The organism is Microbacterium sp. 10L49 (assembly GCF_056395125.1).
In genome coordinates this window covers 247,712-274,119 of record NZ_JBFTIW010000001.1, presented here as the reverse complement: position 1 = coordinate 274,119, position 26,408 = coordinate 247,712, and the positions used below count along the sequence as shown (strand labels likewise).

The 26,408-nt window shown below is 69.7% G+C and carries 19 protein-coding genes; 8 read left to right on the top strand and 11 right to left on the bottom strand.

From position 1 onward, the window contains the following. Positions 1 to 29: 29 nt before the first annotated feature. On the bottom strand, positions 30 to 1,064 hold the full coding sequence (gene hrcA / locus AC1DCT_RS01270) for a heat-inducible transcriptional repressor HrcA (RefSeq protein ID WP_441975771.1): 1,035 nt from the start codon (positions 1,062 to 1,064) through the stop codon (positions 30 to 32). 98 nt (positions 1,065 to 1,162) lie between these two features. On the opposite strand from hrcA, the gene AC1DCT_RS01265 reads away from it, so the two are divergent. Continuing rightward, the gene (locus AC1DCT_RS01265) at positions 1,163 to 2,602 is read left to right on the top strand and encodes a carboxylesterase/lipase family protein (RefSeq protein ID WP_477229196.1); all 1,440 of its coding nucleotides are present in this window, start codon (positions 1,163 to 1,165) and stop codon (positions 2,600 to 2,602) included. A gap of 89 nt (positions 2,603 to 2,691) precedes the next feature. On the opposite strand, the gene hemW is transcribed toward AC1DCT_RS01265, so the two are convergent. From hemW to lepA, 3 genes are all read right to left on the bottom strand, one after another. Then, entirely contained in the window at positions 2,692 to 3,936 is a 1,245-nt protein-coding gene (gene hemW, locus AC1DCT_RS01260; RefSeq protein ID WP_477427075.1) for a radical SAM family heme chaperone HemW, read from the bottom strand. Positions 3,937 to 3,967: 31 nt separating this feature from the next. Further along, the gene (locus AC1DCT_RS01255; RefSeq protein ID WP_440731577.1) at positions 3,968 to 4,618 is read right to left on the bottom strand and encodes a DUF1990 family protein; all 651 of its coding nucleotides are present in this window, start codon (positions 4,616 to 4,618) and stop codon (positions 3,968 to 3,970) included. 72 nt (positions 4,619 to 4,690) lie between these two features. Next, a complete protein-coding gene (gene lepA, locus AC1DCT_RS01250) occupies positions 4,691 to 6,544 on the bottom strand; it encodes a translation elongation factor 4 (RefSeq protein ID WP_440731576.1) in 1,854 nt (617 codons plus the stop codon). Positions 6,545 to 6,886: 342 nt separating this feature from the next. Here lepA and AC1DCT_RS01245 point away from each other — a divergent pair, with 342 nt between their 5' ends. From AC1DCT_RS01245 to AC1DCT_RS01225, 5 genes are all read left to right on the top strand, one after another. Continuing rightward, the gene (locus tag AC1DCT_RS01245) at positions 6,887 to 7,870 is read left to right on the top strand and encodes an ABC transporter permease (protein ID WP_440731575.1); all 984 of its coding nucleotides are present in this window, start codon (positions 6,887 to 6,889) and stop codon (positions 7,868 to 7,870) included. A 1-nt stretch (position 7,871) separates the two neighbouring features. Further along, entirely contained in the window at positions 7,872 to 8,792 is a 921-nt protein-coding gene (locus AC1DCT_RS01240) for an ABC transporter permease (protein ID WP_477229198.1), read from the top strand. After that, entirely contained in the window at positions 8,789 to 10,843 is a 2,055-nt protein-coding gene (locus tag AC1DCT_RS01235; protein ID WP_477229199.1) for an ABC transporter ATP-binding protein, read from the top strand. Before AC1DCT_RS01240 ends, AC1DCT_RS01235 begins: the two co-directional genes overlap by 4 nt. A 121-nt stretch (positions 10,844 to 10,964) precedes the next feature. Further along, positions 10,965 to 12,674: an ABC transporter family substrate-binding protein gene (locus AC1DCT_RS01230; RefSeq protein ID WP_477427073.1), complete on the top strand. Its 1,710-nt coding sequence runs from the start codon at positions 10,965 to 10,967 to the stop codon at positions 12,672 to 12,674. A gap of 114 nt (positions 12,675 to 12,788) precedes the next feature. Beyond that, positions 12,789 to 13,514, top strand: a complete 726-nt coding sequence (locus AC1DCT_RS01225) for an alpha/beta fold hydrolase (protein WP_440731571.1) — start codon at positions 12,789 to 12,791, stop codon at positions 13,512 to 13,514. Here the strand turns inward: AC1DCT_RS01225 and AC1DCT_RS01220 are convergent. Both AC1DCT_RS01220 and AC1DCT_RS01215 read right to left on the bottom strand, forming a co-directional pair. Continuing rightward, entirely contained in the window at positions 13,465 to 14,757 is a 1,293-nt protein-coding gene (locus tag AC1DCT_RS01220) for an MFS transporter (RefSeq protein WP_477427071.1), read from the bottom strand. The genes AC1DCT_RS01225 and AC1DCT_RS01220 overlap by 50 nt on opposite strands. Continuing rightward, positions 14,754 to 16,109 (bottom strand): GH1 family beta-glucosidase, encoded by a 1,356-nt coding sequence (locus AC1DCT_RS01215; RefSeq protein ID WP_477427069.1) that lies wholly within the window; start codon positions 16,107 to 16,109, stop codon positions 14,754 to 14,756. Before AC1DCT_RS01215 ends, AC1DCT_RS01220 begins: the two co-directional genes overlap by 4 nt. A gap of 268 nt (positions 16,110 to 16,377) precedes the next feature. On the opposite strand from AC1DCT_RS01215, the gene rpsT reads away from it, so the two are divergent. Continuing rightward, complete coding sequence (gene rpsT / locus AC1DCT_RS01210; RefSeq protein ID WP_045270507.1) at positions 16,378 to 16,638, top strand: 30S ribosomal protein S20; 261 nt, start codon at positions 16,378 to 16,380, stop codon at positions 16,636 to 16,638. A gap of 209 nt (positions 16,639 to 16,847) precedes the next feature. On the opposite strand, the gene holA is transcribed toward rpsT, so the two are convergent. The 3 genes from holA to AC1DCT_RS01195 are packed head-to-tail and all read right to left on the bottom strand — an operon-like array spanning position 16,848 to position 21,117. Then, positions 16,848 to 17,900: a DNA polymerase III subunit delta gene (holA, locus tag AC1DCT_RS01205; protein ID WP_440731568.1), complete on the bottom strand. Its 1,053-nt coding sequence runs from the start codon at positions 17,898 to 17,900 to the stop codon at positions 16,848 to 16,850. A 29-nt stretch (positions 17,901 to 17,929) separates the two neighbouring features. Beyond that, the gene (locus AC1DCT_RS01200; protein WP_477427067.1) at positions 17,930 to 20,455 is read right to left on the bottom strand and encodes a ComEC/Rec2 family competence protein; all 2,526 of its coding nucleotides are present in this window, start codon (positions 20,453 to 20,455) and stop codon (positions 17,930 to 17,932) included. After that, positions 20,452 to 21,117 (bottom strand): ComEA family DNA-binding protein, encoded by a 666-nt coding sequence (locus tag AC1DCT_RS01195; protein WP_477427065.1) that lies wholly within the window; start codon positions 21,115 to 21,117, stop codon positions 20,452 to 20,454. Before AC1DCT_RS01195 ends, AC1DCT_RS01200 begins: the two co-directional genes overlap by 4 nt. A 167-nt stretch (positions 21,118 to 21,284) precedes the next feature. Here AC1DCT_RS01195 and AC1DCT_RS01190 point away from each other — a divergent pair, with 167 nt between their 5' ends. Further along, positions 21,285 to 21,887 carry an HD domain-containing protein gene (locus AC1DCT_RS01190; protein WP_477427063.1) on the top strand — a complete coding sequence of 201 codons (603 nt, stop codon included), beginning with the start codon at positions 21,285 to 21,287 and terminating at the stop codon, positions 21,885 to 21,887. An 11-nt stretch (positions 21,888 to 21,898) separates the two neighbouring features. Here AC1DCT_RS01190 and AC1DCT_RS01185 read toward each other — a convergent pair whose 3' ends face one another. Next, a complete protein-coding gene (locus AC1DCT_RS01185) occupies positions 21,899 to 23,641 on the bottom strand; it encodes an SGNH/GDSL hydrolase family protein (protein WP_477427061.1) in 1,743 nt (580 codons plus the stop codon). 45 nt (positions 23,642 to 23,686) lie between these two features. Next, positions 23,687 to 26,296 (bottom strand): leucine--tRNA ligase, encoded by a 2,610-nt coding sequence (gene leuS / locus AC1DCT_RS01180; protein WP_440731564.1) that lies wholly within the window; start codon positions 26,294 to 26,296, stop codon positions 23,687 to 23,689. Positions 26,297 to 26,408 lie beyond the last annotated feature (112 nt).

The window sequence follows — 26,408 nt, the reverse complement described above, 5'->3', positions numbered from 1 at the left end:
GTCGGCGGCATGCGTGTTCGTGCGGCCGATCAACGGCCGGTCTCATCCTCTTCGAGCAGCTGCGACAGGTAGCGGGCCACGGCCCGCGCCGCCGCGAGGTTGCTCGGATAGTCCATGCGGGTCGGCCCCATCACGCCCACGCGCGCGGTACCGCCATGCGTCAGGTAATCGCTCGCCACGATCGAGGCCTCGCCGAGGCCGAACGCGGCGTTCTCCGTGCCGATGCTCGCCGCGAGTCCGTGCTCGTCGACGTGCATCTCGCTCATGAGGCGCAGCAGCGTCACCTGCTCCTCGATGGCCTCGAGGAGCGGATGGATGCTGCCGCGGAAGTCGTGCTCCCGGCGGGCCAGGGTCGCCGCCCCCGCCATGACCAGGCGCTCCTGCCGGAACTCCGCGAGCTCCTCGGCAACGGCGCGCAGCAGCGCACCGAGGGCCGCGTCGATCCGAGGGCCGTACGAGGTCTCCGCCGCCGCCTCCACGCGCTCGGCACCGCGGCGCACCGAACGGCCGGTCAACAGCTCGGTGATGACCGCGCGGAGCACGCCGAGCTCTGGCTCGTCGAGCTCGACCGGCAGCGGCACGATCCGCTGCGACACACCGCCGGCGTCGGTGACCAGCACGATCAGCAGCCGGCTGGGGCCGAGGGCGACGAGCTCGACGTGCGTGACGTGCGCACGAGCGAAAGACGGATACTGCGCCAGCGCGACCTGGCCGGTGAGGCGTGTGAGCACGCGCACCGTGCGCACCATGAGGTCATCGAGGTCGGCAGGATCCGCGAGGAAGGCCGTGATCGCGTTGCGCTGTGCCGAAGAGAGCGGTCGCACCTGCGCGAGGTGGTCGACGAAGACACGGTATCCCTTGTCGGTCGGCACGCGCCCGGAAGAGGTGTGCGGCGCCGCGATGAGGTCCTCGTCCTCGAGCTGGGCCATGTCGTTGCGGATCGTGGCCGCGGACACGCCGAACGCGTGCCGCTCCACGATCGACTTGCTGCCGACCGGCTCGTTCGTCTCCACGTAGTCCTCGACGATGGCACGGAGCACCTGGAGTCCGCGTTCTGAGACCATCACTCCTCCTCACCGTTGGCACTCGTGCGACCTGAGTGCCAATCCTATCCTGCCGGGCCGGGAGCGGACCGAGGATACGACACTCTTAGGATGTGGCCATGGGTCAGGACGTCGTGCGCACCAGGATCTCCTCCGGCGACCTGCTCGGCCGACGTGACGTCGGTATCGATCGCTACCTCGGCGTGCCGTACGCGGCGCCCCCTTTCGGCGAACTCCGCTTCCGGACCCCGCAACCGGTGGAACCCTGGTCTGCACCTCGCGACGCCGAGACATTCGGTCCGACGGCCCCGCAACTGCCGTATGCAGGGGCGACCGCGGAGATCCTCGGCAGCGTCCGCATCGACGGCGACGGCATCCTCACGGCGAACGTCTGGGCTCCGGCCGACGCGAACTCGGCCCCTGTCGTGCTGTGGATCCACGGCGGCGCACTCGAGCGCGGCACGGCGGCACTGTCGATGTACGACGGCACGGCGTTCGCCCGCGACGGGGTGGTGTTCGTCAGCGTCGGCTACCGGCTGGGGTCCGAGGGCTTCTCGGTGCTCGAGGGGGCGCCCCGCAACCTGGGGCTGCAGGACGTTGCGGCGGCCCTGCACTGGGTGCGCGACGAGATCGCGGCGTTCGGCGGCGACCCGAATCGGATCACGCTCATGGGCGAATCCGCGGGCGGCGCGCTCGTGGCAGCGTTGCTCTCCCGGCCCGACACCCGCGCGTTGGTGCGCGGCGCGATCGTGCAGTCCGGACCGCTGGAGGCGCAGACGCCGGAGCGCGGCGGACGCGTGACCCAGCAGCTCGCGAAGCGCCTCGGCGTCGCGGCGACGCGCGAGGCATTCACGTCTCTCACTCCGGATGCCCTGCTCGAGGCACGGCGCGCGCAGTCCGCCGGATCCTCCCCGCTCGGCGGTGCCCCCGGCTTCCAGCTCGTGCTGGATCCCGATTCGCTGCCGCGATCACCGCACGAGGCGCTCGCCGACGTCGATGTGCCGCTGTTGATCGGCACCAACACCGACGAGTACCGTCTGTGGTTCCCGCCGGAGGCGCTGGCCGCAATCCGGCCGTCGAAGCTCCTGCTCGCGCGGCTCGCCCTGCGGATCCCGGCCGCAGCCGCCAGGGCCGTACGTGCCGACCATCCTGGAGGTAGCACCGGGGAGGTGTTCGGCCAGCTCGCCACAGACCTGTTGCTGCGCGCGCCGGCCGCCCGGGTCGCGCGCGCCCGCACCGCGCAGACGTTCGTGTACGAGTTCTCGTGGCCGAGTCCGGTGCGTGACCTGCGCGCCGCGCATGCCCTGGAGATCGGGTTCGTGTTCGACCGGCTCCGCGATCCCGAGAGCGCCAAGATCGCGGGCACCGCGCCCCCGCAGGCCCTGGCCAGCGCGATGCACGACGCCTGGGTGCGCTTCATCCGCGACGGCGATCCGGGATGGCCGGCGTTCGACATGCAGCGCACCGCGGCGCTGTTCGATGGCGCAGGCGAAGGGCCCGTCATCGGCCCGCAGCGAAGGCAGACGGTGCTGGATCTGCTGCCGGCACCCAGGGGCTGAGCGTCGTCCGCCTCCGCTCACTGGTCGCGAATTGCGGTTCGCTGCGGCGAATGAGCGCATTTCGCGACCAGTGAACGGCCTGCGCCGGATCAATCCGTCAGCGCGCGCACCACGGCGTCGGCGAGCAGCCGTCCGCGCAGCGTGAGCACGAGGGTGCCGCGCAGTGCGGGACCGGCTTCGACGAGGCCGTCGGCGATGAGCCCCGCGACCCTGGTGCGGGCGTCGGCCGCGATGGCGTCCAGCGGCATGCCCTCCGCCATGCGCGAGCGCAGCAGGATCCGCTCCAGCAGGGCGGCTTCTGCATCGGGCCGCTCCGTGCCCGCTGCCGGTGACTCCCCCACCGCGAGCCGCTGCGCGTATGCGGCAGGGTGCTTCACGTTCCACCACCGCAGGCCGGCGACGTAGCTGTGCGCCCCGGGCCCGAAGCCCCACCAGTCCGTGCCGCGCCAGTACGCCATGTTGTGCCGGGAGCGCTGATCCGCGGCACTGCGACCGACCTCGGTCGAAGGCCGACGGGCCCAGTTGCTCACCTCGTACCAGTCGAACCCGGCCTCGCTCAACAGGCTGTCGGCGAGCTCGTACATGTCGGCCTGCAGGTCGTCGTCGGGAGCGGGAACCTCGCCGCGCCGGATCTGACGGGCGAGTTTCGTGCCGTCCTCGATGATCAGCGCGTACGCGGAGATGTGATCCGGATCCAGGGCGATTGCGGTCGTCAGCGAGGAACGCCAATCCTCCAGCGACTCCCCCGGTGCGCCGTAGATGAGGTCCACGCTGACCGCGAGCCCTGCGGCGCGGGCCGCGTCGACCGCGGTGCGCACGTTCTCCGGCCGGTGCGTGCGGTCGAGCGCCGCGAGCACGTGCGGCACGGCGGACTGCATCCCGATCGACATCCGGGTGACACCGGCGGCCGCGAGCTCCTCGGCCACCTCAGGGGTCACCGTGTCGGGGTTGGCCTCCACGGTCACTTCGGCATCGGCGGCGATGCCGAACGCGCCGACCACGGCGCCGAGCATGCGGCCGAGGTCGCCCGCCGGCAGCAGCGTGGGCGTCCCGCCGCCGAAGAACACCGTGCTCAGCGGGCGGAGCGGACCACGCTCGGCCAGCACGTCGCGGGCGAGGGCGATCTCCTGGATCAGGGTTTCGGCGTACGTGTCCTGCCGCGCACCGCGCAGCTCGGACGCCGTGTACGTGTTGAAGTCGCAGTAGCCGCAGCGCACCCGGCAGAACGGCACGTGCAGATACGCAGAGAACGGCGCGTCAGGATCGATCGGCAGATCATCCGGCAGGCGGCCATCCGCGGGAGCCGGATCCCCGAGCGGCAGGGGGCCGGCCATCAGGCCGTCCTCCCCGTCAGCAGAGACCCCATCAGAGGGGCGTCGCGTACAGCGGGGAGATCGCCCGCAGGTACCGAGCGAACAGCTCGCGACGGCGGCGCTTCACCAGATACGGGAAGCTGCGGTACAGGAAGCTGTTCGGGCGGTCGAAGGCGCGCACCGTGAACCACACCTCGTCGGCGTCGTTCCACTCGATGTCGAACGACTCCTCACCGCTGACCACGGATCCGGCGACAGTGCCCAGTACGAACCCGATACGGTGCGTCTGCTCCGTCACGGAGATCACTCGCAGCTCGGCGTCCGCACGCATGCCCGACACCCGTCCGTGCAGCTTCAGCGTCATGCCGGGGCCCACCCACGGCGTGCCGTCCTCGTCGTAGCGCGGCTCCACCTCGGTGCGGCTCGGCGCGATCGGAGCGCCCTCGGCGTCGAAGCTGACCCCGGCGTACCCGGGGCTCGATGCTGGGCGCACATCCGTGAGCTGAAGACCCGCCGCACGCTGCGCCGTCCACGACAGCAGGGCGTCGCCGGCGGTGCGGAACCGCTCTTCGCCACTGCCCAGCCGCCACGACTCCTCGGCGGGAATGCTCCGCTCCGGCGGATACTGCATCAGGTCGGGCGCGTGGGTTGCCCCCACGGCGGCATAGTCCACCGTTCCTTCTCGGAATGTCCCGCGACGCATGACAACCACCCTACTTGCTGGCCCCGGCGCCCCGCCCAGGTTCTCCCAAGGGTGGGGTGCTTCGCGCGCAGCCTACTTCTTGTCCTTGCCCTCGACATCTCCCGACAGGGCGGCGATGAACGCCTCCTGGGGGACTTCGACGCGGCCGACCATCTTCATCCGCTTCTTGCCCTCCTTCTGCTTCTCGAGGAGCTTGCGCTTACGGGTGATGTCACCGCCGTAGCACTTGGCGAGCACGTCCTTGCGGATGGCGCGGATGGTCTCGCGGGCGATGATGCGTGCGCCGATCGCAGCCTGGATCGGCACCTCGAACTGCTGACGCGGGATCAGTTTGCGCAACCGCTCGGCCATCATCGTCCCGTAGGCGTAGGCCTTGTCGCGGTGCACGATCGAGCTGAACGCATCGACCTTCTCGCCCTGCAGCAGGATGTCGACCTTGACCAGGTCGGACTCCTGGGATCCCGAGGGCTCGTAGTCGAGCGAGGCGTAGCCCTGCGTCTTGGACTTCAGCTGGTCGAAGAAGTCGAACACGATCTCGCCGAGCGGCATGTTGTAGCGCAGCTCGACGCGCTCCTCGGAGAAGTACTCCATGCCCAGCAGGGTGCCGCGGCGGGACTGGCAGAGTTCCATCACGGTGCCGACGTAATCCTTGGGCAGCAGGATGGCCGTCTTCACCATCGGCTCGGAGACGGATCCGATCCGCCCGTCGGGGTACTCGCTGGGGTTGGTGACGGTGACCGTCTCGCCGGTGTCGGAGGTGAGCACCTCGTAGATCACGCTCGGTGCGGTCGTGATGAGGTCGAGGCCGAACTCGCGGGACAGCCGCTCCGTGATGATCTCCAGATGCAGCAGGCCGAGGAAGCCGCAGCGGAACCCGAAGCCGAGTGCGACCGAGGTCTCCGGCTCGTACTGCAGCGACGCGTCGGAGAGCTTGAGCTTGTCGAGGGCCTCACGAAGCTCCGCGTAGTCGCTGCCGTCGATCGGGTAGATGCCGCTGAAGACCATGGGCTTCGGGTCGGTGTATCCGGCCAGGGCCTCGGTCGCGGGCTTGCGAGCGTTGGTGATCGTGTCGCCGACCTTCGACTGGCGCACATCTTTCACACCGGTGATCAGGTAGCCCACCTCGCCGACGCCGAGGCCCTTGGAGGGCACCGGCTCGGGGCTGGAGACGCCGATCTCCAGGAGCTCGTGATTGGCTCCCGTGGACATCATCTGGATCCGCTCGCGCGGCGACAGCTTGCCGTCCACCATCCGCACGTAGGTGACCACGCCGCGGTAGGAGTCGTAGACCGAGTCGAAGATCATCGCGCGCGCCGGGGCGTCCGCATCGCCGGACGGCGCCGGGATCTGCTGCACGAGACGGTCGAGGAGCTCCTCCACGCCGACGCCGGTCTTGCCGGAGACCCTCAGCACATCCTCGGGGCGGCCGCCGATGAGATCGGCGAGCTCCTTGGCATACTTCTCGGGCTCGGCGGCGGGCAGATCGATCTTGTTCAGCACCGGGATGATCGTGAGATCGTTCTCGAGCGCGAGGTACAGGTTCGCGAGAGTCTGGGCCTCGATGCCCTGCGCGGCGTCGACGAGCAGGATCGCACCCTCGCAGGCAGCGAGCGAGCGCGACACCTCGTAGGTGAAGTCGACGTGACCCGGGGTGTCGATCATGTTCAGCGCGACCGTCTCGCCGTCGACCTGCCAGGGCATGCGCACGGCCTGACTCTTGATGGTGATTCCGCGCTCGCGCTCGATGTCCATGCGGTCCAGATACTGCGCGCGCATGTCGCGGTCGGAGACCACGCCGGTGATCTGGAGCATCCGGTCGGCCAGCGTCGACTTGCCGTGATCGATGTGGGCGATGATGCAGAAGTTGCGGATCTGCTGCGGGGGCGTGGCGGCCGGCTGCAGCGGAGTGAGTGCGCGAGGTGACATGGGGTCCTGAACGATGCGGGGTCCGGCGGGCGGATCGGGCTGACCCGGGCGAAACGGGTATCCCTACGATTCTACGGGAGTGCCGGATGCCCGCGGAGGCGGCCGCTCCCCGCGGGCGGGTTCCGCGGCAGGCGAGCCCGATATACGGCATCACGCCCGGCCGATGATAGTCTCGCGAAGTTGCCGCTCCCCGGAACCGGGTGTCAGCGGCAGCAACACTCCGTCTCGCGCTGCGCGTGCCGGAGCACCGCGTCACCGGTTTCGGGTCGTGTTGATATGGCATCGACCCAGCGCTGCGTCGGAGATCCCGCGCTGCGCCTGTGACCAGAGAGAGAAACCATCTTGATCAAGTACTTGCTGCGCCGGGCTCTCGGCTGGCTCCTCATGATCGTGGTGGCGACCAATGTCACGTACTTCCTCGCGTGGGCCTTCCTCGATCCGCGCAGCAACTACGTCGGTCGTCGCCCTCCGCTGAGCGAAGACCAGATCAACCGCCTCCTCGAACCTCGCAACCTCAGCGACACCGTGCCGCTGCTGGAGCGCTGGTGGCACTGGTTCACCGACATCGTCCTGCACTGGAACTGGGGAGTGAGCCCGGTCGGACAGTCCGTGAACGACCAGATCGCGTATCGCATGTGGGTCTCCGGCGAACTGGTGCTCGGCGCGACGATCATCACGGCGGTGCTCGGCATCGCCATCGGCGTGTACACCGCCTCTCGGCAGTACAAGGTCGCGGACCGTGTCTGGCAGGGCATCTCCATCGTCACCATGAACATCCCGATCATCGTCGCGGCGCTCGGAATCGTGATCATCGCGATCGCGATCAACGACGCGCTCGGCTTCCGGTTGTTCTACGTCACGGGGGCGCGCAGCGACGGGGTGACGGGGTTCTTCCCGGTGCTGATCGACACCCTGCAGCATCTGATCCTTCCGACCATCGCGCTGGTGTTCATCGGCTACTCCAGCTACCACTTCCTGCAGCGCTCCCTGCTGCTGGACAACATCAAAGCCGACTACGTGCGCACCGCGCGGGCAAAGGGCCTGACGAAGCCGCAAGCGATCCGCAAGCACGCGCTGCGCACGTCGCTGATCCCCGTCGCGACCCAGCTGGCCTTCAGCATCCCCACCGTGTTCACCGGTGCGGTGCTGACCGAGACGATCTTCGCGTGGAACGGCATGGGCCGGTACTTCGTGCAGACCATCGGCACCAACGATGTCCACGGCGTGGTGGCGATCGCCGCCTTCAGCGCCGTGCTCACGGCGATCGGCGCCATCCTCGCCGACATCGCCGTGGTGGTCCTCGATCCGCGAGTGAGGGTGAGCTGACATGACTTCCCAGACCGTCCAGCCCCCCGTCGGGCCCGACACCACCGCCGCGCGGATCCCGCGCAAGCGCATCGGCACCTTCCGGCTCTACTACCGCCGCTTCGTGCGAAACCGTCCCGCGGTCGCGGGCGTGTTCATCTTCGCCTTCCTCGCGTTGTTCGCGGTGTTCGGCCCTCTGATCGCGCACTTCAGCTTCAGCGAACTCGACTTCCTGGCGCTCGGCACTCCGCCGGACGGCACGCACTGGTTCGGCACCGCCGCGGACGGCGGGGACCTGTTCGCGCAGACCGCCGTGGGCCTGCAGCGGTCGCTGATGATCGCACTCACGGTCTCGATCGGTACCACGGTGATCTCCGCGATCGTCGGCACGGCAGCCGCCTACTTCGGCGGCACGACCGAGCGCATCATCCTGCTGATCATCCACTTCCTCATGGTCGTGCCGACGTTCCTCATCCTGGCCCTGGTCTCCTCGAACGCCGGCGGGGACTGGCGCGTGATCTCGGCCGCGATGATCTTCATCAGCTGGTTCTTCCCCGCCCGCGTGATCTGGACGATGGCGCTGTCACTGCGTGAGCGCGAGTACGTGCACGCCGCGCGCTACATGGGCGTCCCCGGCATGAAGATCGTGCTGCGCCACCTGCTGCCGAACATCGGCTCGCTCCTGGTGATCAACTTCACGCTCGGCGTCGTCGGCGCGGTCATCACTGAGACCGGCCTGTCCTTCATCGGCTTCGGCGTCAAGATCCCCGACGTCTCGCTCGGATCCCTCATCGGCATCGGAGCGAACTCCCTCGCCAGCGCCCCGTGGACGTTCTACTTCCCCGCCCTCGCGCTGACGCTGCTGACCGTCTCCATGGCGCTCGTCGCCGACGGCCTCCGCGACGCCCTCGACCCCACCTCGGCGGCGGGAGGCCGCGCATGACCGCTCCTCTTCTCTCCGTCCGCGATCTGAACGTCAGCTTCGCCTCCGAATCCGGCCGTGTCGACGCCGTCCGCGGTGTCTCGTTCGACCTCGAGCCGGGGCGGACGCTCAGCATCGTGGGCGAGTCCGGCTCCGGCAAGTCGGTCACCTCGCTCGCGATCATGGGTCTGCTCGATGAGAACGCGAAGGTCGGCGGGTCGATCATGTTCGACGGCATCGAGCTCGTCGGAAAGAGCGACAAGGAACTCTCGGCACTGCGCGGCAACGGCATCGCGATGATCTTCCAGGATCCGCTCACCTCGCTCACCCCGGTGTTCACCGTCGGCGACCAGCTCATCGAGGCACTCACCGTGCACCGCAGCATGTCGCACGCGGACGCGACCGCGCGAGCGGTCGAGCTGCTCCGGCTCGTCGGCATTCCGAGCCCGGAACGGCGACTGAAGTCGTTCCCGCACGAGTTCTCCGGCGGCATGCGCCAGCGCGTGGTGATCGCGATCGCGATGGCCAACAACCCGAAGCTGATCATCGCCGACGAGCCCACCACGGCCCTCGACGTGACGATCCAGGCCCAGATCCTCGACCTGATCGCCACGGCGCAGCGCGAGACCGGGGCCGCGGTCATCATGATCACGCACGACATGGGCGTGGTCGCCAAGACCGCCGACGACGTGCTGGTGATGTACGCCGGCAAGCCCGTGGAGCAGGCTCCTGTGCGCGAGCTGTTCCACGAAACCCGGATGCCGTACTCGATCGGCCTGCTCGGCGCGATCCCGCGCGTGGACAAGGCCCAGAAGCAGCCGCTGGTGCCGATCAAGGGCAACCCGCCGCTACTGATCAACCTCCCCGACGAGTGCCCGTTCGTGGCGCGCTGCCCCATAGCCACCGAGGCCTGCCGCACCAGGGAACCCGAGCTGCGGGCGATCAAGACGAGCGAAGGCGGCGAACACCGGGTCGCATGCGTGCGCGCCGACGAGATCGAGAACGGCCTCATCGGCGGGGTGCCGGTGTATCCGGTCCCGGAGCTCCCCACCAGCGCCCTCGATCGCATCCCGCGAGAAGAGCGACCGGTCACCCTCGACGTCCGCAACATGCAGAAGACGTTCCCGCTCACCCGGGGCGCCTTCCTCAAGCGCAAGGTCGGCGAGGTCCACGCCGTCAAGGGACTGACCTTCGACATCCGCGAGGGCGAGACGATGGCGATCGTCGGCGAGTCCGGCTGCGGCAAGACCACGACCCTGCTCCAGATCATGGACCTGGTGAAGCAGACCGATGGCGAGATCACGATCGCCGGCACCAAGGTGTCGGAGCTGCACGGCGGCAAGGCGGAGCGGACCATCCGACGCGATCTGCAGATCGTCTTCCAGGATCCGATGGGAGCGCTCGACCCGCGCCTCACCGTCGCGGACGTGATCGCCGAGCCACTGCGCGCGATCGGCGTGCCACGAGCCGAAGCCGACCTCAGGGTGGACGAGCTCATGGACCTCGTGGGCCTCGACCCGGCGCACGCGAGCCGGTTCCCCGGCGCGTTCTCCGGTGGTCAGCGTCAGCGCATCGGCATCGCCCGCGCGCTCGCGACCAACCCCAAGATCGTCGTCCTCGACGAGCCCGTCTCGGCGCTGGACGTCTCGATCCAGGCCGGTGTGATCAACCTGCTCGACGAGCTCAAGGTCAAGCTGGGGCTCTCCTACCTCTTCGTTGCGCATGACCTCTCTGTGGTGCGGCACATCGCCGACCGCGTCGGAGTCATGTACCTCGGCGAGTTCGTCGAGCACGGCGACGTGGACGAGATCTTCGACGATCCACAGCACCCGTACACCCAGGCGCTGCTGTCGGCCATCCCCGTCCCCGATCCCGACATTGAGCGCACCCGCGAGCGCATCGTCCTGCAGGGCGATCTGCCGAGTCCGGCGGACCGCCGCGACGGCTGCTCCTTCACCTCGCGCTGCCCGCTGTACAAGATGCTCCCGGAGAATCAGCGCACCCGGTGCGAGACCGTGGTCCCCGAGCTGCACGGTCCGGAGTCGCACGTGAACGCCTGCCACTGGCGGTGACCGAACGGCAGCCGTTGAACTCGAAACGGTAACGGTTTGTCTCGATATACCGGGGAGCTTCGGTTCACGCCGGTTAACTGTCCCTTGTCCCCAAATAGCCGAAAGGCATCGAAGGAGAACCATGAAAAGGCAGCACAAGCTGTGGGGCGTCGTCGCCCTCAGCGGGGCGCTGGCAATCGCCATCAGCGGTTGCTCGGCGACCGGAGGATCCACCGGCGGAAGCACCGACAAGCCCGCCGAGACCAAGACCGCGGACTACAACCCGCAGCCGCGCGAGAACCTCAAGCAGGGTGGAGAGGCGCACTTCTGGATCAGCGAAGTTCCGGCGCAGATGAACTTCATGAACGGTGACGGCACGGCCGACACCTCGCGCCTGGCTGCCTGGTACACCCCGCAGGTGTTCCTGATGGATCCGGACGGCACCGTCAAGGCCAACCCCGCCTACCTCGACAAGTGGGACACGTCCGTCAAGGACGGCAAGACGGTCGTCACCATGAAGATCAACGAGAAGGCGGTCTGGAACGACGGCTCTCCGATCGACTGGACCGCCTTCGAGACGACGTGGAAGGACAACAACGGGTCGAACCCCGACTTCAAGGCGAGCGCCACCGACGGCTACAAGGACATCGAGTCCGTCACGAAGGGCGACACCGACAAGGACGTCATCGTGACGTTCAATCGCGAGTTCGCCTGGCCGGCCATGCCGTTCCTCACCGGCATCCTGAACCCCAAGGTGAACACGCCGGAGCTGTACAACGACGCGTACAACGGCAACGCGCACCCCGAGTGGGGCGCCGGCCCGTACAAGATCACCAACTTCGACGTGAACGGCCAGAAGGTCACCCTCGAGCCGAACGACAAGTGGTGGGGTGACAAGCCCATGCTCGACAAGGTCACCTTCTCGGGCATGGACCGCGCTGCCTCGCTGAACGCCTTCAAGAACGGCGAGATCGACCAGGTCGAGACCGCCTCGGCAGACGCGATCAAGCAGGTGAAGGACGTCAAGGACGCCGTCATCTACCGCGCCCAGCAGACGGCCAAGACGGTGATCCAGCTCGACGGATCCAAGCCGCAGCTGAAGGACCCGAAGGTACGTCAGGCCTTCTTCATGGCGATCAACATCGACCAGCAGAAGAAGATCGCCTGGAACGGTCTGGACTACACCGAGCCGACAGCCGGCTCGCTGATCCTCTACCCCTTCCAGAAGGGCTACGACGACTCGTTCAAGGCTGCCGGCCTGAAGTTCGACACGGCCGCCGCTAAGAAGCTGCTCGACGACGCCGGCTGGAAGGCCGGTTCGGACGGCGTGCGGGAGAAGGACGGCGTCAAGCTGACCGTCACCTACCCGGTGTTCAGCGACAGCCCCGTCCAGGCCGCTCTCGCCAAGGCGCTGCAGCAGCAGGAGAAGGCTGTCGGCATCGACCTGAAGATCGACACGCGTGCGCCGTCGAACTTCTCGAACGACGTCGCCACGAAGAACTGGGACGCCCTCGGCCTCCGGTTCACCGACTCCGACCCGTTCGGCCCGGCCTGGTTCTGCCAGATGTACTGCTCTGACAGCAACCTGAACCTGTCGAGCACCGGCACGGCTGAGATCGACAAGAAGATCAAGGGCGACGTCGAGTCGCAGACCACCACCGAGTCGTGGACCAAGGCTGCGATGAAGCTCGAGCCGGAGATCATCAAGGAGACCTGGGGCGTCATCCCGCTCTACAACGGTCCCTCGATCCAGGTCGCAAAGAAGGGTCTCGCGAACCTGACCCCCGAGACCTACGTGGGCCTCGACCTCTACCGGGTCGGTCCCGTCGAGAACGTCGGCTGGGAGAAGTAAGCACCCGCCGCAATTCTGGAGCGGGGTCGGTGGTTCGCCACCGACCCCGCTTCGTCGTTCTGCGCCTGCTGCACACGCGCGGCCCGGGCGGTCGCACCTTTTAGACTGGCGGCCATGAGCCGCTCCCCCGTGTCCGTGGTCCTCGTGCACGGGATCCGCACCTCGTCGACGATGTGGCGCGCGCAGGAGGAGTTCCTGGCCGAACGCGGCAACCCGGCGGTCGCCGTGGATCTGCCCGGCCACGGCACCCGCATGGACGAGCCGTTCGCCCTCGAGGAGGCGATGCGCACGGTCGACGCCGCGGTGCGCGACGCCGACGGATCCGTGCTGCTGGTCGGGCACTCGATGGGAGGGCTGCTTTCGACCGCGTATGCCGGGGCGGATCCGACGCCGCCGATCGCCGGCTTCGTCGGGGCCTCGTGCACCGCGCTCCCCCGCGGCGCGGGGCTCGCCGCCTATCGCGTGCTGGCGGGCGCGCTGAACGCCATGCCGGATCGCGGCATGTGGCTGAGCCGTCAGGTGCTGGACGCGACGCTGCCCGCCTCGACGCGCGAGGACTTCGGCGCCGGCGGCTACGCCATGGCCACGCAGGACGAGGCGCTGCGCTCGCTCGTCGAGTTGGATCTCGTCGCCGCCGTGCCCCGCATCCCGGTGCCCACCTGGTTCGTGAATGGGCAGTTCGACCAGCTCCGCACCCACGAGACGCTGTACCGCCGGCTCGCGCCCGACGCGGAGTTCATCATCGTGCCGCGCACGACGCACTTGGTGACCGCGATGAGGCCGCGAGTGTTCAACGCGGTGCTGCAGCTGGCACTGGCGACGCTGGAGACGGCGCCCTGACCGCATAGGTCATCGCCGCCCCCACGAGCGACAGCACGGCCGCGGCGCCGAACAGCAGCCCGAACCCGCCCACCAGGGCGACGAGGCCCGCACCGAGCAACGGCCCCAGTAGCTGCCCCAGTTGCGCCGAGACGTTCACGAGCCCGAGGTCGCGCGCGTGGTCGTCCGGATCCTTCAGCAGATCCGTCGCGAACGCGAGGCTCACCGCCATGTACGCACCGTACCCCGCTCCCATGATCCCGGCGGCGACCGCGGTCATCTCGAACGAGGGACTGATCAGGATCACCACGCCGGAGACCGCCTGCACGACCGCGGAGACCGCGGTGATCGTCCGGCGCACCCGCAGCGGGTTCGCCGAGGCGCGGTCGGAGAGTATGCCGGCGACGATCGATGCGATCACGACGAACACCGTGTAGATCACGATCAGGATCAGCAGATCGTCCTGCGCCTGCGGCGAAGGGACGCGGACGCCGTAGAGCAGGAAGAACAGCAGCAGCGAGGTGCCGAAGGCATTGCCGATGTTCACGACGAAGCGGCTGACGAGCAGCCACAGGAAGTCCCGGTCGCGCCACGACGCCGTGCGGGCGACGGTGCGCGGAGCGGGAAGGGCGAGCTCGTGCGCCGGCGCGTCCGGCAGCAGCAGGGCCGTGCCGGATCCGATCACGGCGATGATCGCGGCCATCAGATAGTAGGACTGCTGCACGTTCAGCCCGATGAGCACGACGGCCCCCACGCCGACGACGATGCCGACCGCCTGGGCCGAGCTCGCCGCGGCCGAGGCCGCGCCGCGCTGAGTGGTGAGCTGGTCCGCGATCATCGCCGTGAGAGCCGCCGAGGCGACCGACACGCCCACCGAGACGACGATCCACGCACCGCCGACGGCGACGGGACCGGCCACGATGCCGGTCAGCACCAGCCCGACCGCGGCGAGCAAGGATCCGCCGATCGCCCATGGCCGGCGGCGTCCCCACCGCGAGCGGGTGCGATCCGACCAGCGACCGGAGACGGGCGCGGCGATGATGCCGACGAGCCCGCCCACTGACAGCACCACGCCCGCCCACACGACGCCGGCGATCCAGTTCTCGCCCGGGGCGCCGGTGTCGAGCTGCAGCGGCAGCAGGAGCTGGATGGGGGTCAACTGGACCGTCCAGATCGCCAGCCAGGCGAGCGTGAACAGCGTCATCCAGAGCGGGCCGACCCTTTTCCGCGCACTCGGAGCGGCAGCGTCGGAGTGATCGGTCATGAGCGTGCCTCCTCGATGAGCGCGCGGTACCAGGCGTACGAGGCCTTCGGGGTGCGCTGCCCCGTGTCCATGTCGACGTGCACGAGCCCGAACCGCTGCGTGTACCCGTCGGCCCATTCGAAGTTGTCCAGCAGCGACCACACCGTGTAGGCATCGACGCGCACCCCGGCGCGCATCGCGGAGAGCACCGCGGCAAGGTGGCCGCGCAGATAGGAGACGCGCGCGGCGTCCTCGATCCGCTGGTCGACATGGTCCGGCTCGGGGAACGACGCGCCGTTCTCCGCGATGACGACGGGCGGCAGCGCGAGACCGTAGCGCTCCTTCGCATCGATGAGGAAGGTGGTCAGCGCCTCGGGCACGATCGGCCACAACGGCCCGAAACCGGTGACCGGGGCGCCGGGGGTCGGTACCACCTCGAACGGAATCGGTCCCGCCGATGTCGCGACGGTCGTCGGGTTGTAGTAGTTCACGCCGTAGACCTCGCAGGGGGCGCTGATCAGCGCGAGATCGCCGTCCTGCACCGGGAGCGTCACGCCGAGCGGCTCGAGGTCGGGGTAACGCCCGAGCAGCACCGGATCCGCGTACATCCGGTTGTGGATGAGGTCGTACAGGTACGCGGCCCGCTGGTCGGCCTCCGAGTCCGTTGCGGGCAGCACCTGCGTGTGGTTGTTGACTATGCCGACGCTGGTCGCACCGCGCGCGTGCAGGATCCGCGCCGCGTATCCGTGCGCGAGGAGCTGATGATGCACCGTCGGCAGCGCGTCGAAGAGCAACGTGCGACCCGGCGCGAGTTCTCCGATCGCATAGCCCTGCAGAGTCGTGGAAACGGGCTCGTTGATCGTGTACCACTGCCGCACCCTGTCGCCGACCGCGTCCGCGACCACCTCCGCGTACTGCGCGAACCGCTCGGCGGTGGAGCGGCTCAGCCAGCCACCGTCCTCCTCCAGCGCGGAGGGCAGATCCCAGTGGTACAGGGTCGGCGTCGGCGCGATCCCGGCGTCGAGCAGGCGATCGACGAGCCGGTCGTAGTAGGCGAGCCCCTGCGGACTCGGCCGTCCGTCGGGGAGCACGCGCACCCAGGAGATCGAGAACCGGTACTCGTCGACGCCGAGTCGTGCCAGCAGCGCGACATCCTCGGCGACACGGTGGTAGCTGTCCGGTCCTGAATCCGCCGTGCTGGCATCGCGCACCCGGCCGGGGGTGTCCACGAAGTCGTCCCAGATGGATCTGGCGCGTCCGTCCTCGGCTCTCGCCCCCTCGATCTGGAAGGCCGCCGTCGCGGCGGAGAAGCGCAGCCGGCGCAGCAGCCCACGCTCGAGCGCAGGCACGTCAGCGATGACGGATTCGGGCATGGACGACTCCTTCGGGTCCTTCGCCAGCGTGCACACCCTACACCGACGCCTCGCCCCGAACGCGACGGCGTGTCATGAGGAACGAGACCGCGTCCCACGATGATGCCGAAACCGCCGGGACCCGATCCACCGGTTCGGCATCAGACCGGATCCCTGATAAGATCGGTGATTGGCTTGCGTGTCAGGTCCCACCCCTGCACGCTGCCGGAGGCGCCCCTCTACCGCCAGGCCGGCATAACCATCCATCACTCGAACGAAGGTTCCATCCGTGGCGAACATCAAGTCGCAGATCAAGCGCAACAAGACCAACGAGAAGGCGCACGAGCGCAACAAGGCCGTCAAGAGCGAGCTGAAGACCGCCGTCCGCAACACCCGCAAGGCCATCGCCGGTGGCGACAAGGCTGCCGCCGAGGCCGCGCTGAAGACGGCGTCGAAGAAGCTCGACAAGGCCGTCAGCAAGGGCGTCATCCACTCGAACCAGGCCGCGAACCGCAAGTCGTCGATCGCGAAGCAGGTCTCCGCTCTCTGAGCCGGAACTTCCGAAGGCCCGTCCCGATCCGGGGCGGGCCTTCGTCGTGTCCGGATGGTCGCACCCCCGGGGTCGTTGAGCGAGCACCGAGCGCAGCGAGGCGCGAGACGAAACGCCGTCACTCACGAGAGCACCGCGTTTCGTCTCGGTCGGCTTCGCCGTCCTCGCTCAACGTCCACGGAGGTGACCACCCCGGGTGGCGTGCTCGCTCAGCGGACTGCTTCGCCGTAGGGCGCGCGTGTGGCGATCACCGTGATCATGCGCTCGAGCGCGAAAATCGGATCGCGGGCCGCGCCCTTGACGTCAGCGTCCGCGCGCGCCGTCGCCTGAATCGCGAGCCCCAAGGTGCGCTCGTTCCAGCCGCTCAGATCGCGGCGTGCCCGGTCCACCTGCCAGTCCTTCATGCCCAGGCGGGCGGCGAGTGCCGCATTCGACTCCCGGGAGCCGGCGACGCGCGCCATCGACCGCAGCTTCATCGCGAACGCTGCGACCATGGGCACCGGGTCGGCCCCGGAGGACAGGGCGTGCCGGAGCGCGATGAGCGCCTCGCCCAGACGCCCGGCGATCGCGGTGTCGGCGACGACGAACGCGGAGACCTCGACGCGCCCGCCGTAGTAGCGCTCGACGAGGTCAGGCGTGACATCGCCCTGCACGTCGTTGATGAGCTGTTGACAGGCGGCGGCGAGTTCGGTGATGTCGTCGGAGAAGGCGGAGACCAGTGCGCGCAACGCCTGCGGCTGGATACGCCGACCGGCGGCACGGAACTCCCCCGCGGCGAAGTCGGCCTTCTCGTCGTCGCGCTTGATGGCCGGGCAGGCGATCTCGATCCCCCCGCCGGTGCCGGCGCGGATCGCGTCGAGCAGCTTCTTGCCGCGCACGGTCGCACCGGTGTGGCGGAGCACGACGGTCGCGCCTTCCTGTGGATGCTCGAGGTACGCGACGGCTTCGGCGAGGAACGCGTCCGTGCAGCGCTCGACGCCCGAAATACGCAGCAGGCGCGGCTCGCCGAACAGCGACGGCGAGGCCAGGCCGAGCAGGCTGCCCGACTCGTAGTCATCGGCGCGCAGGTCGCTGACCTCGAGCGCCGGATCCTCCGCCCGCAGGTAGGCGCGCACTCCCGCGATCGCACGCTCCGCGCAGATCTCCTCGGGCCCGGACACCAGCACGATCGGCGCCGGCCGCGGCTCGCGCCAGGACACCTGCGGGATGTTCGTCGCCTTCCCTCCACGTCGTGCGGCGGAGGTGGAGCGCGGTGCGGGCATACCACCAGCGTACCGGCGGGTGCGGACGTTCACGGCGCCCGTGCCGTCGACGTCGGCAGGGGGTGCGGTGTCGACCGCCCGTCGCCTGCCGGGGCCGGGCGCTCGGTCCAGACGCGCAGCCCCTCCTCCCCCTCGGACACGAGGATGGTGCCACGCTGGTCGGTCCGCAAGATCGGCGTGCGCAGGGCCTGCAGCATGTCCAGAGTCTGCACACGCGGATGCCCGTAGTCGTTCCCCTCGCCCACCGAGATCAGGGCCAGCGCCGGATCCAGATCGGCGTAGAGCTGCGGATCCTGATCGGCACTGCCGTGATGCGCGACCTTGACGACGGTCTCGTCGTGCGGGTGCGCGAGCCGTCGTAGCATGCCCTGCGACTCGGCCGACAGATCGGCCAGGAACAGGCTCCGCGGCACGCCGCCGCCGGTGACCTGCAGGATCACCCCGGCGTCGTTGCCCGGTGGGAAGACCTTCTCATCGCGGCGAGGCCAGAGCACGCGCCAGTCCGCCCCACCCAGCCGTCCGGTCATGCCCGCAGCGGCATCCATGATCTGCGCACCTCCGCGCTCGAGTCGATCGAGCTGGTGCTGGTGTGCCGCCGTGTCCACGGGTCCGTGCAGCACGGCGTCCGCTCGGCCCACGAGCGCGTCGGATGCGCCGGCGTGGTCGTGATCGAAATGGGTGAGCACCAGCAGATCGAGTCGCGTGATGCCGAGGTCGTCGAGACAGCGCCGCAGCGGATCCGGATCCGGCCCGGTGTCGATGAGCATGGTGTGCCCGGAGGAACGCACCAGCACCGCATCGCCCTGTCCGATGTCGCACATCGCGATCCCCCAGTCCGCGGGGCGCTGCAGCAGGGAGACCGGTCCGGTGACGATGCCCCAGCCCGCCGCCGTGCCGATCACGACCGCCCCAAGACCCCCCACGATCGCCCGCCACCCAGCGCGCAGCGGGCGATGCGGCGCGATCACCCAGAAGGCGCACGCGCTGAGCGCCGCCACGGCGAGGGCCGAGCCGATGCCGGCCGGGGTCTCGATCGTGGCCAGCGGCAGTGCGGCCGTGGTCACGGCGGTCTGCGCGATCCACGCGGAGGGCAGCCAGGCCGCGGCGGCGAACAGGTCGGCGAGCGCGGGGACAGGCATGGCCAGGCACGCGAGCAGGCCCAGGATCGTCGCTATCGGCGAGGCGGGCTCGGCCAGGAGATTCGCGACCACGGAGACCAGCGACTGCCGTGTCGCGAACAGGGCGATGATCGGCCCGCAGGCGAGCTGCGCCGATAGCGGGACCGCGATCGCCAACGCCACCGGCCTCGGAAGCCGGCGTCCGAGCCCGGCTGCCAGCGGCGGAGCGAGCACGATGAGGCCCGCTGTGGCGGCGGCCGACAGTGCGAAGCCGGGGGCCGCGGCGAGACGCGGATCCGCGAGCAGCAGCACCGTGATCGCGAGCAGCAGCACCGAGAGGCCGGCGCGCGGGCGCCCGAGCAGCAGTGCCGCCATGGCCACCCCGGCCATCGCCGCGGCCCTGATGACGCTCGGCTGTGGTGTCACCAGCACCACGAACCCGGCGAGAGCGAGCACCGCGACCGTGATGCGGAACACTCTGCCACCGCCGCAGAGCGCGACGATCCCGAAGGCAGCCGCGGCCACGAGGGCGAGGTTGCTGCCGGACACGGCCGTCAGATGCGAGAGCCCGCTGGCCTTCATTGCCGTGTCGAGGTCGTCGCTCACCGCGCGCACGTCTCCCACAGCGAGTCCCGGGAGCAGCTCGGAACCGGGCTCGGGCAGGCGCTGAGTGCGCTCGATGAAGGCCGCCCGCACGTCCCCCGCGAGACGCTCGACCGGGCCGCCGCGCGACAGCTGCTCGGCAGCGCCCTTCGCGAACAGCACGAGGGCGGCACGCTCCCCGGGGTCGGTGCCCTTCGCCTCTGCCGTGAGCCGAAGCACGGTCCCGGGGCCGAGCGTGGCGGCGTGCGCATCGGGAGGGATCCCGATCCGCACCGGCACCTGCAGCGGCCGGGGATTGTCGCCCGGCCCGAGCCGGGACGTGTCTGCATCGGCCCAGAGCCGACCGTCCGCGCCGAGCGAGGGCAGCGACCGCACGCTCACCTCCGCGGTCACCGCATGTCCGGCCAGCGCCGCAGCCTGGTCGCGGGCCGGTGCCGTCGCCGCTGCAGCGCCGCCGATCGCGGCCGCGACCGCGAGGCACACGATCGCGAGGGGCGCCGCTCGGGCTGCGGCGCCACGCGTCCTCGCTCGGCGCGACATCACGCCACGCGACAGCGCACCACTCGGCGCTGCGGAGGCGGGCACGGCAGCCGACGAGTGACGGACGAGGAGCAGGGTCACGATGCCGGTCGCGGCCGCAGCGATCACGATTCCGGCGACTCCGGGCAGGAACGAGACCGCCAGCGCGATCGCCCAGGCGGTGACGGCGACCGGCACCATGCGCACGTCCTTGAGCCGACGCCGGATCGGCGCAGCAGCGTCCGCCGAGCGGGTCTCCGGAGGAACGACGCCGCTCCGGGCCGCTGCCGGAGTGCCGTGCTCGGGCGGGCTCATACCCGCACCAGGTCGCGGATCCCGGCCAGCATCTTCTCGCCGATGCCGGAGACACCGAGGAGGTCGTCCACGCTCGTGAACCGCCCGTTGGTCGTACGCCATTCGATGATGCGCTGCGCGAGCGCCGGACCCACCCGCGGCAGCTCCTCGAGCGCGGTGGCATCCGCGGTGTTGAGGTCGATGAGGCCTCCGGGTCCCTGGCCCGCGGCGCCCCCGCCCGCCGGACCGGATCCGCCGGCAGCCGCGCCGGGGGCGGTGGCTGCGGCACCGACGGCGGGGACCAGGATCTGCTCCCCGTCGGCGACCGGCCGGGCGAGGTTCACCGCGGTCAGATCCGCGGTCGGCAGCGTGCCGCCGGCCGCGGCGAGCCCTTCGGCGACCCTCGCGCCGTCGTCGAGCACGTACAGGCCCGGCCTCGCCACTTCGCCCAGCACGTGAACGTAGACCGACCCCGCGGAGATCGCGGATCCGCTCGCGCTGGGCTGCGGCGTCACGGAGATGCTCTCCGGCGCCGTGGACCGGTTCAGCAGGCCGATGCCGACGGTGACCGAGACGGCGACGAGCGCCACCACCACGGCCGCGCCGAGTCCGAGGCGGAGCCGTCGGGGCGCACGCACGACGACAGTCGGCACCGCGCCCTCCGACTCCGCTTGCTCGCTCACACGCCGACGCTAGGCGCACAGGCGGACGCGCAGATCCGGGTCCGCGCAATCCGTGCACAACCCGGGGCGCCCCGACGCTGTGGAGGACAAGGACGACCGCAACGCGGCGACCTCGAGCCGCCCCGACCGATACGCTGATCCCACCGTCCGAACGACCCGGAGCCGCCATGCGCCTGCACGACTTCCTCCCGCCCGACACCGCCGCAGCCCGCGGAGCGCGCGAGATCGTCACGCGGTTCCAGTCCCCCGCGCTGCTCAACCACGTGCTGCGCAGCTGGTTGTGGGCGGAGGCGTTCGCGCTCGTGGAGGGGCACCGCGGCATCGACCACGAGCTGCTCTACACAGGCGCCGTGCTGCACGACATCGGACTCGCTCCTGCGTACGACAATCACGTCCTCGGCTATGAGGAGGCGGGCGGCTTCGTCGGCGAGGCGTTGACGGCGGGCGCCGGATGGTCCGCCGGCCGTCAGCGCCGCGTCAACGAGATCATCGTGCGACACAACTGGCCGTCCGTGGATCCGGCCGACGACGTCGAGGGGTACCTGTTGGAGACCTCGACCGGCCTCGACATCTCTGGGCGCCGCGACGAGGAGATCCCCCTCGAGTTCCGCCGCGAGGTGCTCGCCGCCTACCCCCGACTCAGCCTCGCCGCGGAGTTCGGCGACTGCGTGCAGCAGCAGTCGGCGCGCAAGCCGCACAGCCACGCGCGCCGCCTCGTCGACGGCGGGCTGCTGGGCAAGCTCGCCGACAACCCGCTCGAGCGGATCTGACCCGCAGTCGGTCAGCGCCCGAGCACCGCGCGCAGGGCCTCCGCGTAGTGCGGCGCGATCTTCGCATGCCCCACGGGTGTCAGGTGCACCGCGTCCGCCTGCGGCGCCGAGTAGTCACTGACCCAGCCCGCGACCGAGATCGCCGAGACGCCCTGGGTCCGCGCTTCCTCGGTGACCGCCGCATCCATCGCCCGTCGTGCCGCGTGCGCCGCGTCACTGCGACTCATCACGCCGTTCACGACGATCGGAGTGTTCGGGTACGCCTGCCGCAGCAGGCCGATCAGCTGGCCCTCCGCAGCGGTGACCTCTGCCGTGGGGCGCTTCTGCGCGGTGTCGTTGCCGCCCAGGGTGACGATCACCACCCCCGGGTCCCCTTCGGGCAGCAGCACGCGGTTGCGGGCCACGCTCTCCACGACCCCCGCCGTACTGCCCCCGATCGGAGCCAGGTATCCGGATCCCGGATACCCGAACTTCGCGATGTTCGAGAAGCCTGCGCCCCGCGCCCCCTGGTCGATCCATGAGTCGCCCGAGCATTGGGAGTCGCAGATGAGCACGGCCGTGGATCCGTCGACCGGCGTCCCAGGGACGGTGAGAAGACGGCCCGCCCGCAGCACCGTCTGCGCCTTCTCCCAGTCCTGATGCGCGCCGCGGTCATCCGTCCAGGAGTCCTTGATCGGCCAGCCGAAACGGGCCGGATCCGCCGCCCAGATCGCGAAGTCCTCCGCATCGAGACGGAATACCCCGACGCCCTCATGCCACAGCAGCACGCCACCGGCGAAGGCCTGATAGCGACCGCCCGTGACGTCGACCTTCTCTCCCGCCGGCAGGCCGAGCTCGCCCGTGGGGCCGCCCAGCTCCTCGTACCGGTTCTGGATGTCGCCCGCCGTGGTCGCGAGGATCGCCCCATCGCTGTCCGAGCGGTACAGGGCGCCGCCCTGGAACGACTGCATGGCGCCGCCCGCGAGCTTCGACGCCTCGGCCGTCGGCAGGCCGAGCGCGCCGCCCGCTCCGCCGCGATCGTGGTACGCCGCGAGGAACGGCGGCTGCACCGATGCCGCCCCGGTGCCGCCGGACCACCACACTTCGCCGCCGTCGAACTCCTGCACCAGGCGATCGCCGACCGCTCGCTGGATGCCCTTCGGGTACCCGAGCGGTCCGAAGGCCCCCGCTGCGCGACGATGGGCCTCTGCGATGTCCGAGACGGTAGGCACCGCCTTGCCGTCGCGCACATAGATCGTGCCGTTCACGAACTCCTGCACGACGGTGCCCCGCCGATCCGCGTGCTCGGCGCCCTTCGGGAAGCCGAGTCCGCCGCGTTCCTGCGAGTAGCGCAACCACGACCGCCACAACGCGCCGCGCACCAGGATCGGATCGCCATCGCCGTCCGCGAAGATCCCCGCCCGTTGGAAAGCCTGCCACGGCCGGTCGGCGGATCCGCTCTGCTCCGCGATCGGCAGGCCGAGCGACGCCATGCCGCCGAACTCGTCGAAGGCCCCGCCGACCGCGTTCGCACGCACGACATGCGCAGAGCCGTTCGCGGCCGCGTAGATCGTGCCCGCACGGAAATCCTGCCGGCACACTCCGCCTGTGCACGTCTCGCGGTTCCATGCAGCGCCGAGCTCAGCGTCGTGCTGGTGCCAGAGCACGCCGATCGCGCTGGTGTCGCTCACCGGTCGCGGCAGCTGCCACGCCAGCAGCAGGCCCGCACCGGCGAGCACAGCGACCAGAGCCACCGTGCCGAGCACGCGCCGCATCACCCTGAGGGCGCGCGCTCCCTTCCCCCCGGAGCGCAATGGATCTCAGCCCTTGACGGCGAAGTTCACGATCTTCGGCGCCCGCACGATGACCCGCACGATCTCCTTGCCGTCCAGGGCGCGCTGCACCTTCTCGTCGGCGCGGGCCAGCGTCTCGAGGTCCGCGTCGCCGATCTTGGCCGGCACCTCGAGCGTCGCACGGACCTTGCCGTTGACCTGCACGGCGCAGGTGGCGGTGTCCTCGACGAGCAGCACCGGGTCGGCCTGACGCCAGGTGACGAGGCCCACGGACGGCTCGTGCCCGAGGATCTCCCACATCTCCTCGGCCGTGTGCGGAGCGACCAGATCGAGCATGACGGCGACGGTCTCGGCGGCCTCGCGCACGGCGGGGTCGGCGGGACCGGCTCCGGTGTCGATCGTCTTGCGGACCGCGTTCACCAGCTCCATCAGGCGTGCGACCAGCACGTTGAACTTGGTCTGCTCCACGAGCGCCGGCGCATCGGCCAGCAGATGGTGGGTGGCGCGGCGCAGCGCCGCATCGCCGCCGGCGAAGACGACATCGACCGGGCTCGCGACATCGTGCGCCGCACGCAGCGCGCGGGCCAGGAACTTCTGGGCGCCGGTGGTCGAGACGTCCTTCCAGTCCTTGTCGTCCTCCACGGGCCCTGCGAAGGCCAGGGCCACACGCAGCGCGTCGGCGCCGTAGGCGTCGAGCTCCTCCTGGAAGAGCACCAGGTTGCCCTTGCTCTTCGACATCTTCGCGCCGTCCAGGATCACCATGCCCTGGTTGATGAGGCTCGAGAACGGCTCGGTGAAGTCGATCAGGCCCATGTCGAAGAGGACCTTGGTGATGAAGCGTGCGTACAGCAGGTGCAGGATCGCGTGCTCGACGCCGCCGACGTAGGAGTCGATGGGCGCCCAGCGGCGCGCCTCGTCCACGTCGAACGCGACCGTGTCGCTCTGCGGCGACAGGAACCGCAGGTAGTACCAGGAGCTGTCCACGAAGGTGTCCATGGTGTCCGGGTCGCGCAGCGCCGGCTCCCCGGTGCCGGGCACGGTCGTCTGCACCCAGCTGGTCGCGGCTCCGAGCGGGGAGGATCCCTTCGGCGACAGATCCAGCCCCTCGACGCTGGGCAGGCGCACCGGCAGCTGCTCCTCGGGCACGGGCACGATCTCGCCGTCCTGCGTGTGCAGCATCGGGATCGGAGTGCCCCAGAACCGCTGACGCGAGATCAGCCAGTCGCGGAGGCGGTAGTTCTTGGCGGCGCGGCCTCGACCCGCCGCCTCCAGCTGCTCGATCGCACGGGCGATCGCGTTGCGCTTGGACAGGCCGTTCAGCTCGCCGGAATTGATCATGCGGCCGTCGCCGGTCAGGGCGATGCCGGTCTTCGCCGGGTGCTGGTCGTCCAGCGACTCCAGCGGCTCGATCGGCACGCCGTCCTCGTCCACCTCGATCACGGGCAGCGCGCCGGTGATCGGGGCGGTCGTGTCGACCACGACCCGCACCGGCAGATCGAAGGCGCGGGCGAAGTCGAGGTCGCGCTGATCGTGCGCGGGCACAGCCATGACCGCGCCGTGTCCGTAGTCGGCCAGCACGTAGTCGGCGGCCCAGATCGGCAGCCGCTCGCCGTTCACGGGGTTGATCGCGAAGCGGTCGAGGAACACGCCGGTCTTCGGCCGGTCGGTCGCCTGCCGGTCGATCTCGCTGGTCTTCTGCACCTGCGCGAGGTACTCGGAGAAGCGCTTCTGCACCTCCGCCGACGACCCGGCGGCCAGCTCCGCGGCCAGGTCCGAGTCGGGCGCGACGACCATGAAGGTGGCGCCGTGCAGGGTGTCAGGACGCGTGGAGAACACGGTGACGACGCCCTCGCGCCCCTCGATCGCGAAGTCGACGTCGGCGCCCACGGAGCGGCCGATCCAGTTGCGCTGCATCTGCAGCACCTTGTGCGGCCAGAAGCCCTCGAGCTGGTTCAGGTCGTCGAGCAGACGATCGGCGTAGTCGGTGATCTTGAAGTACCACTGCGTGAGGTTCTTCTTCACGACCTCCGCACCGCAGCGCTCGCAGCGCCCGTCGACGACCTGCTCGTTCGCGAGCACCGTCTGGTCGTTCGGGCACCAGTTCACCGGGCTCTTCTTGCGGTAGGCCAGGCCCCGCTCGTAGAGCTTCAGGAACAGCCACTGGTTCCAGCGGTAGTACTCCTCGTCGGAGGTGTGCAGCACACGGCTCCAGTCGAACGAGACCCCGTAGGCCTGGAAGCCCGCCTTCTGCTGCGCGATGTTCTGGTACGTCCACTCGCGCGGATCCGCTCCGCGACGGATCGCCGCGTTCTCGGCCGGCAGGCCGAACGAGTCCCAACCGATCGGGTTCAGCACGTTGTGCCCGCGGTGCCGCCAGAAGCGCGCCACGATGTCGGAGTAGAGGTAGTTCTCGGCGTGGCCCATGTGCAGATCGCCCGAGGGATACGGGAACATCGCCAGCACGTACTTGCGCGGGCGCACGTCTTCGGCCCCGCCGGCCTGGAAGGTCTCGTTCTCCGCCCAGTACTTCTGCCATTTGGCCTGAAGCGCGTGTGCCTGCTCCGCGGCCGACAGCGGCTCGCCGTCGTTCGACGGGGATGCGGTGTGGGACGGGTTCTCAGACAACGCGACGACCATTCTCTGTGGCAGGGAAAAGAATGCCCCGAACAGGGCAACCTCCAGGTTATCCCAGCCCGTGAGGGGCGGCGTTCCGCGCCCGGAGCGTGCATCGCGGTGCGGACGTGAAAGA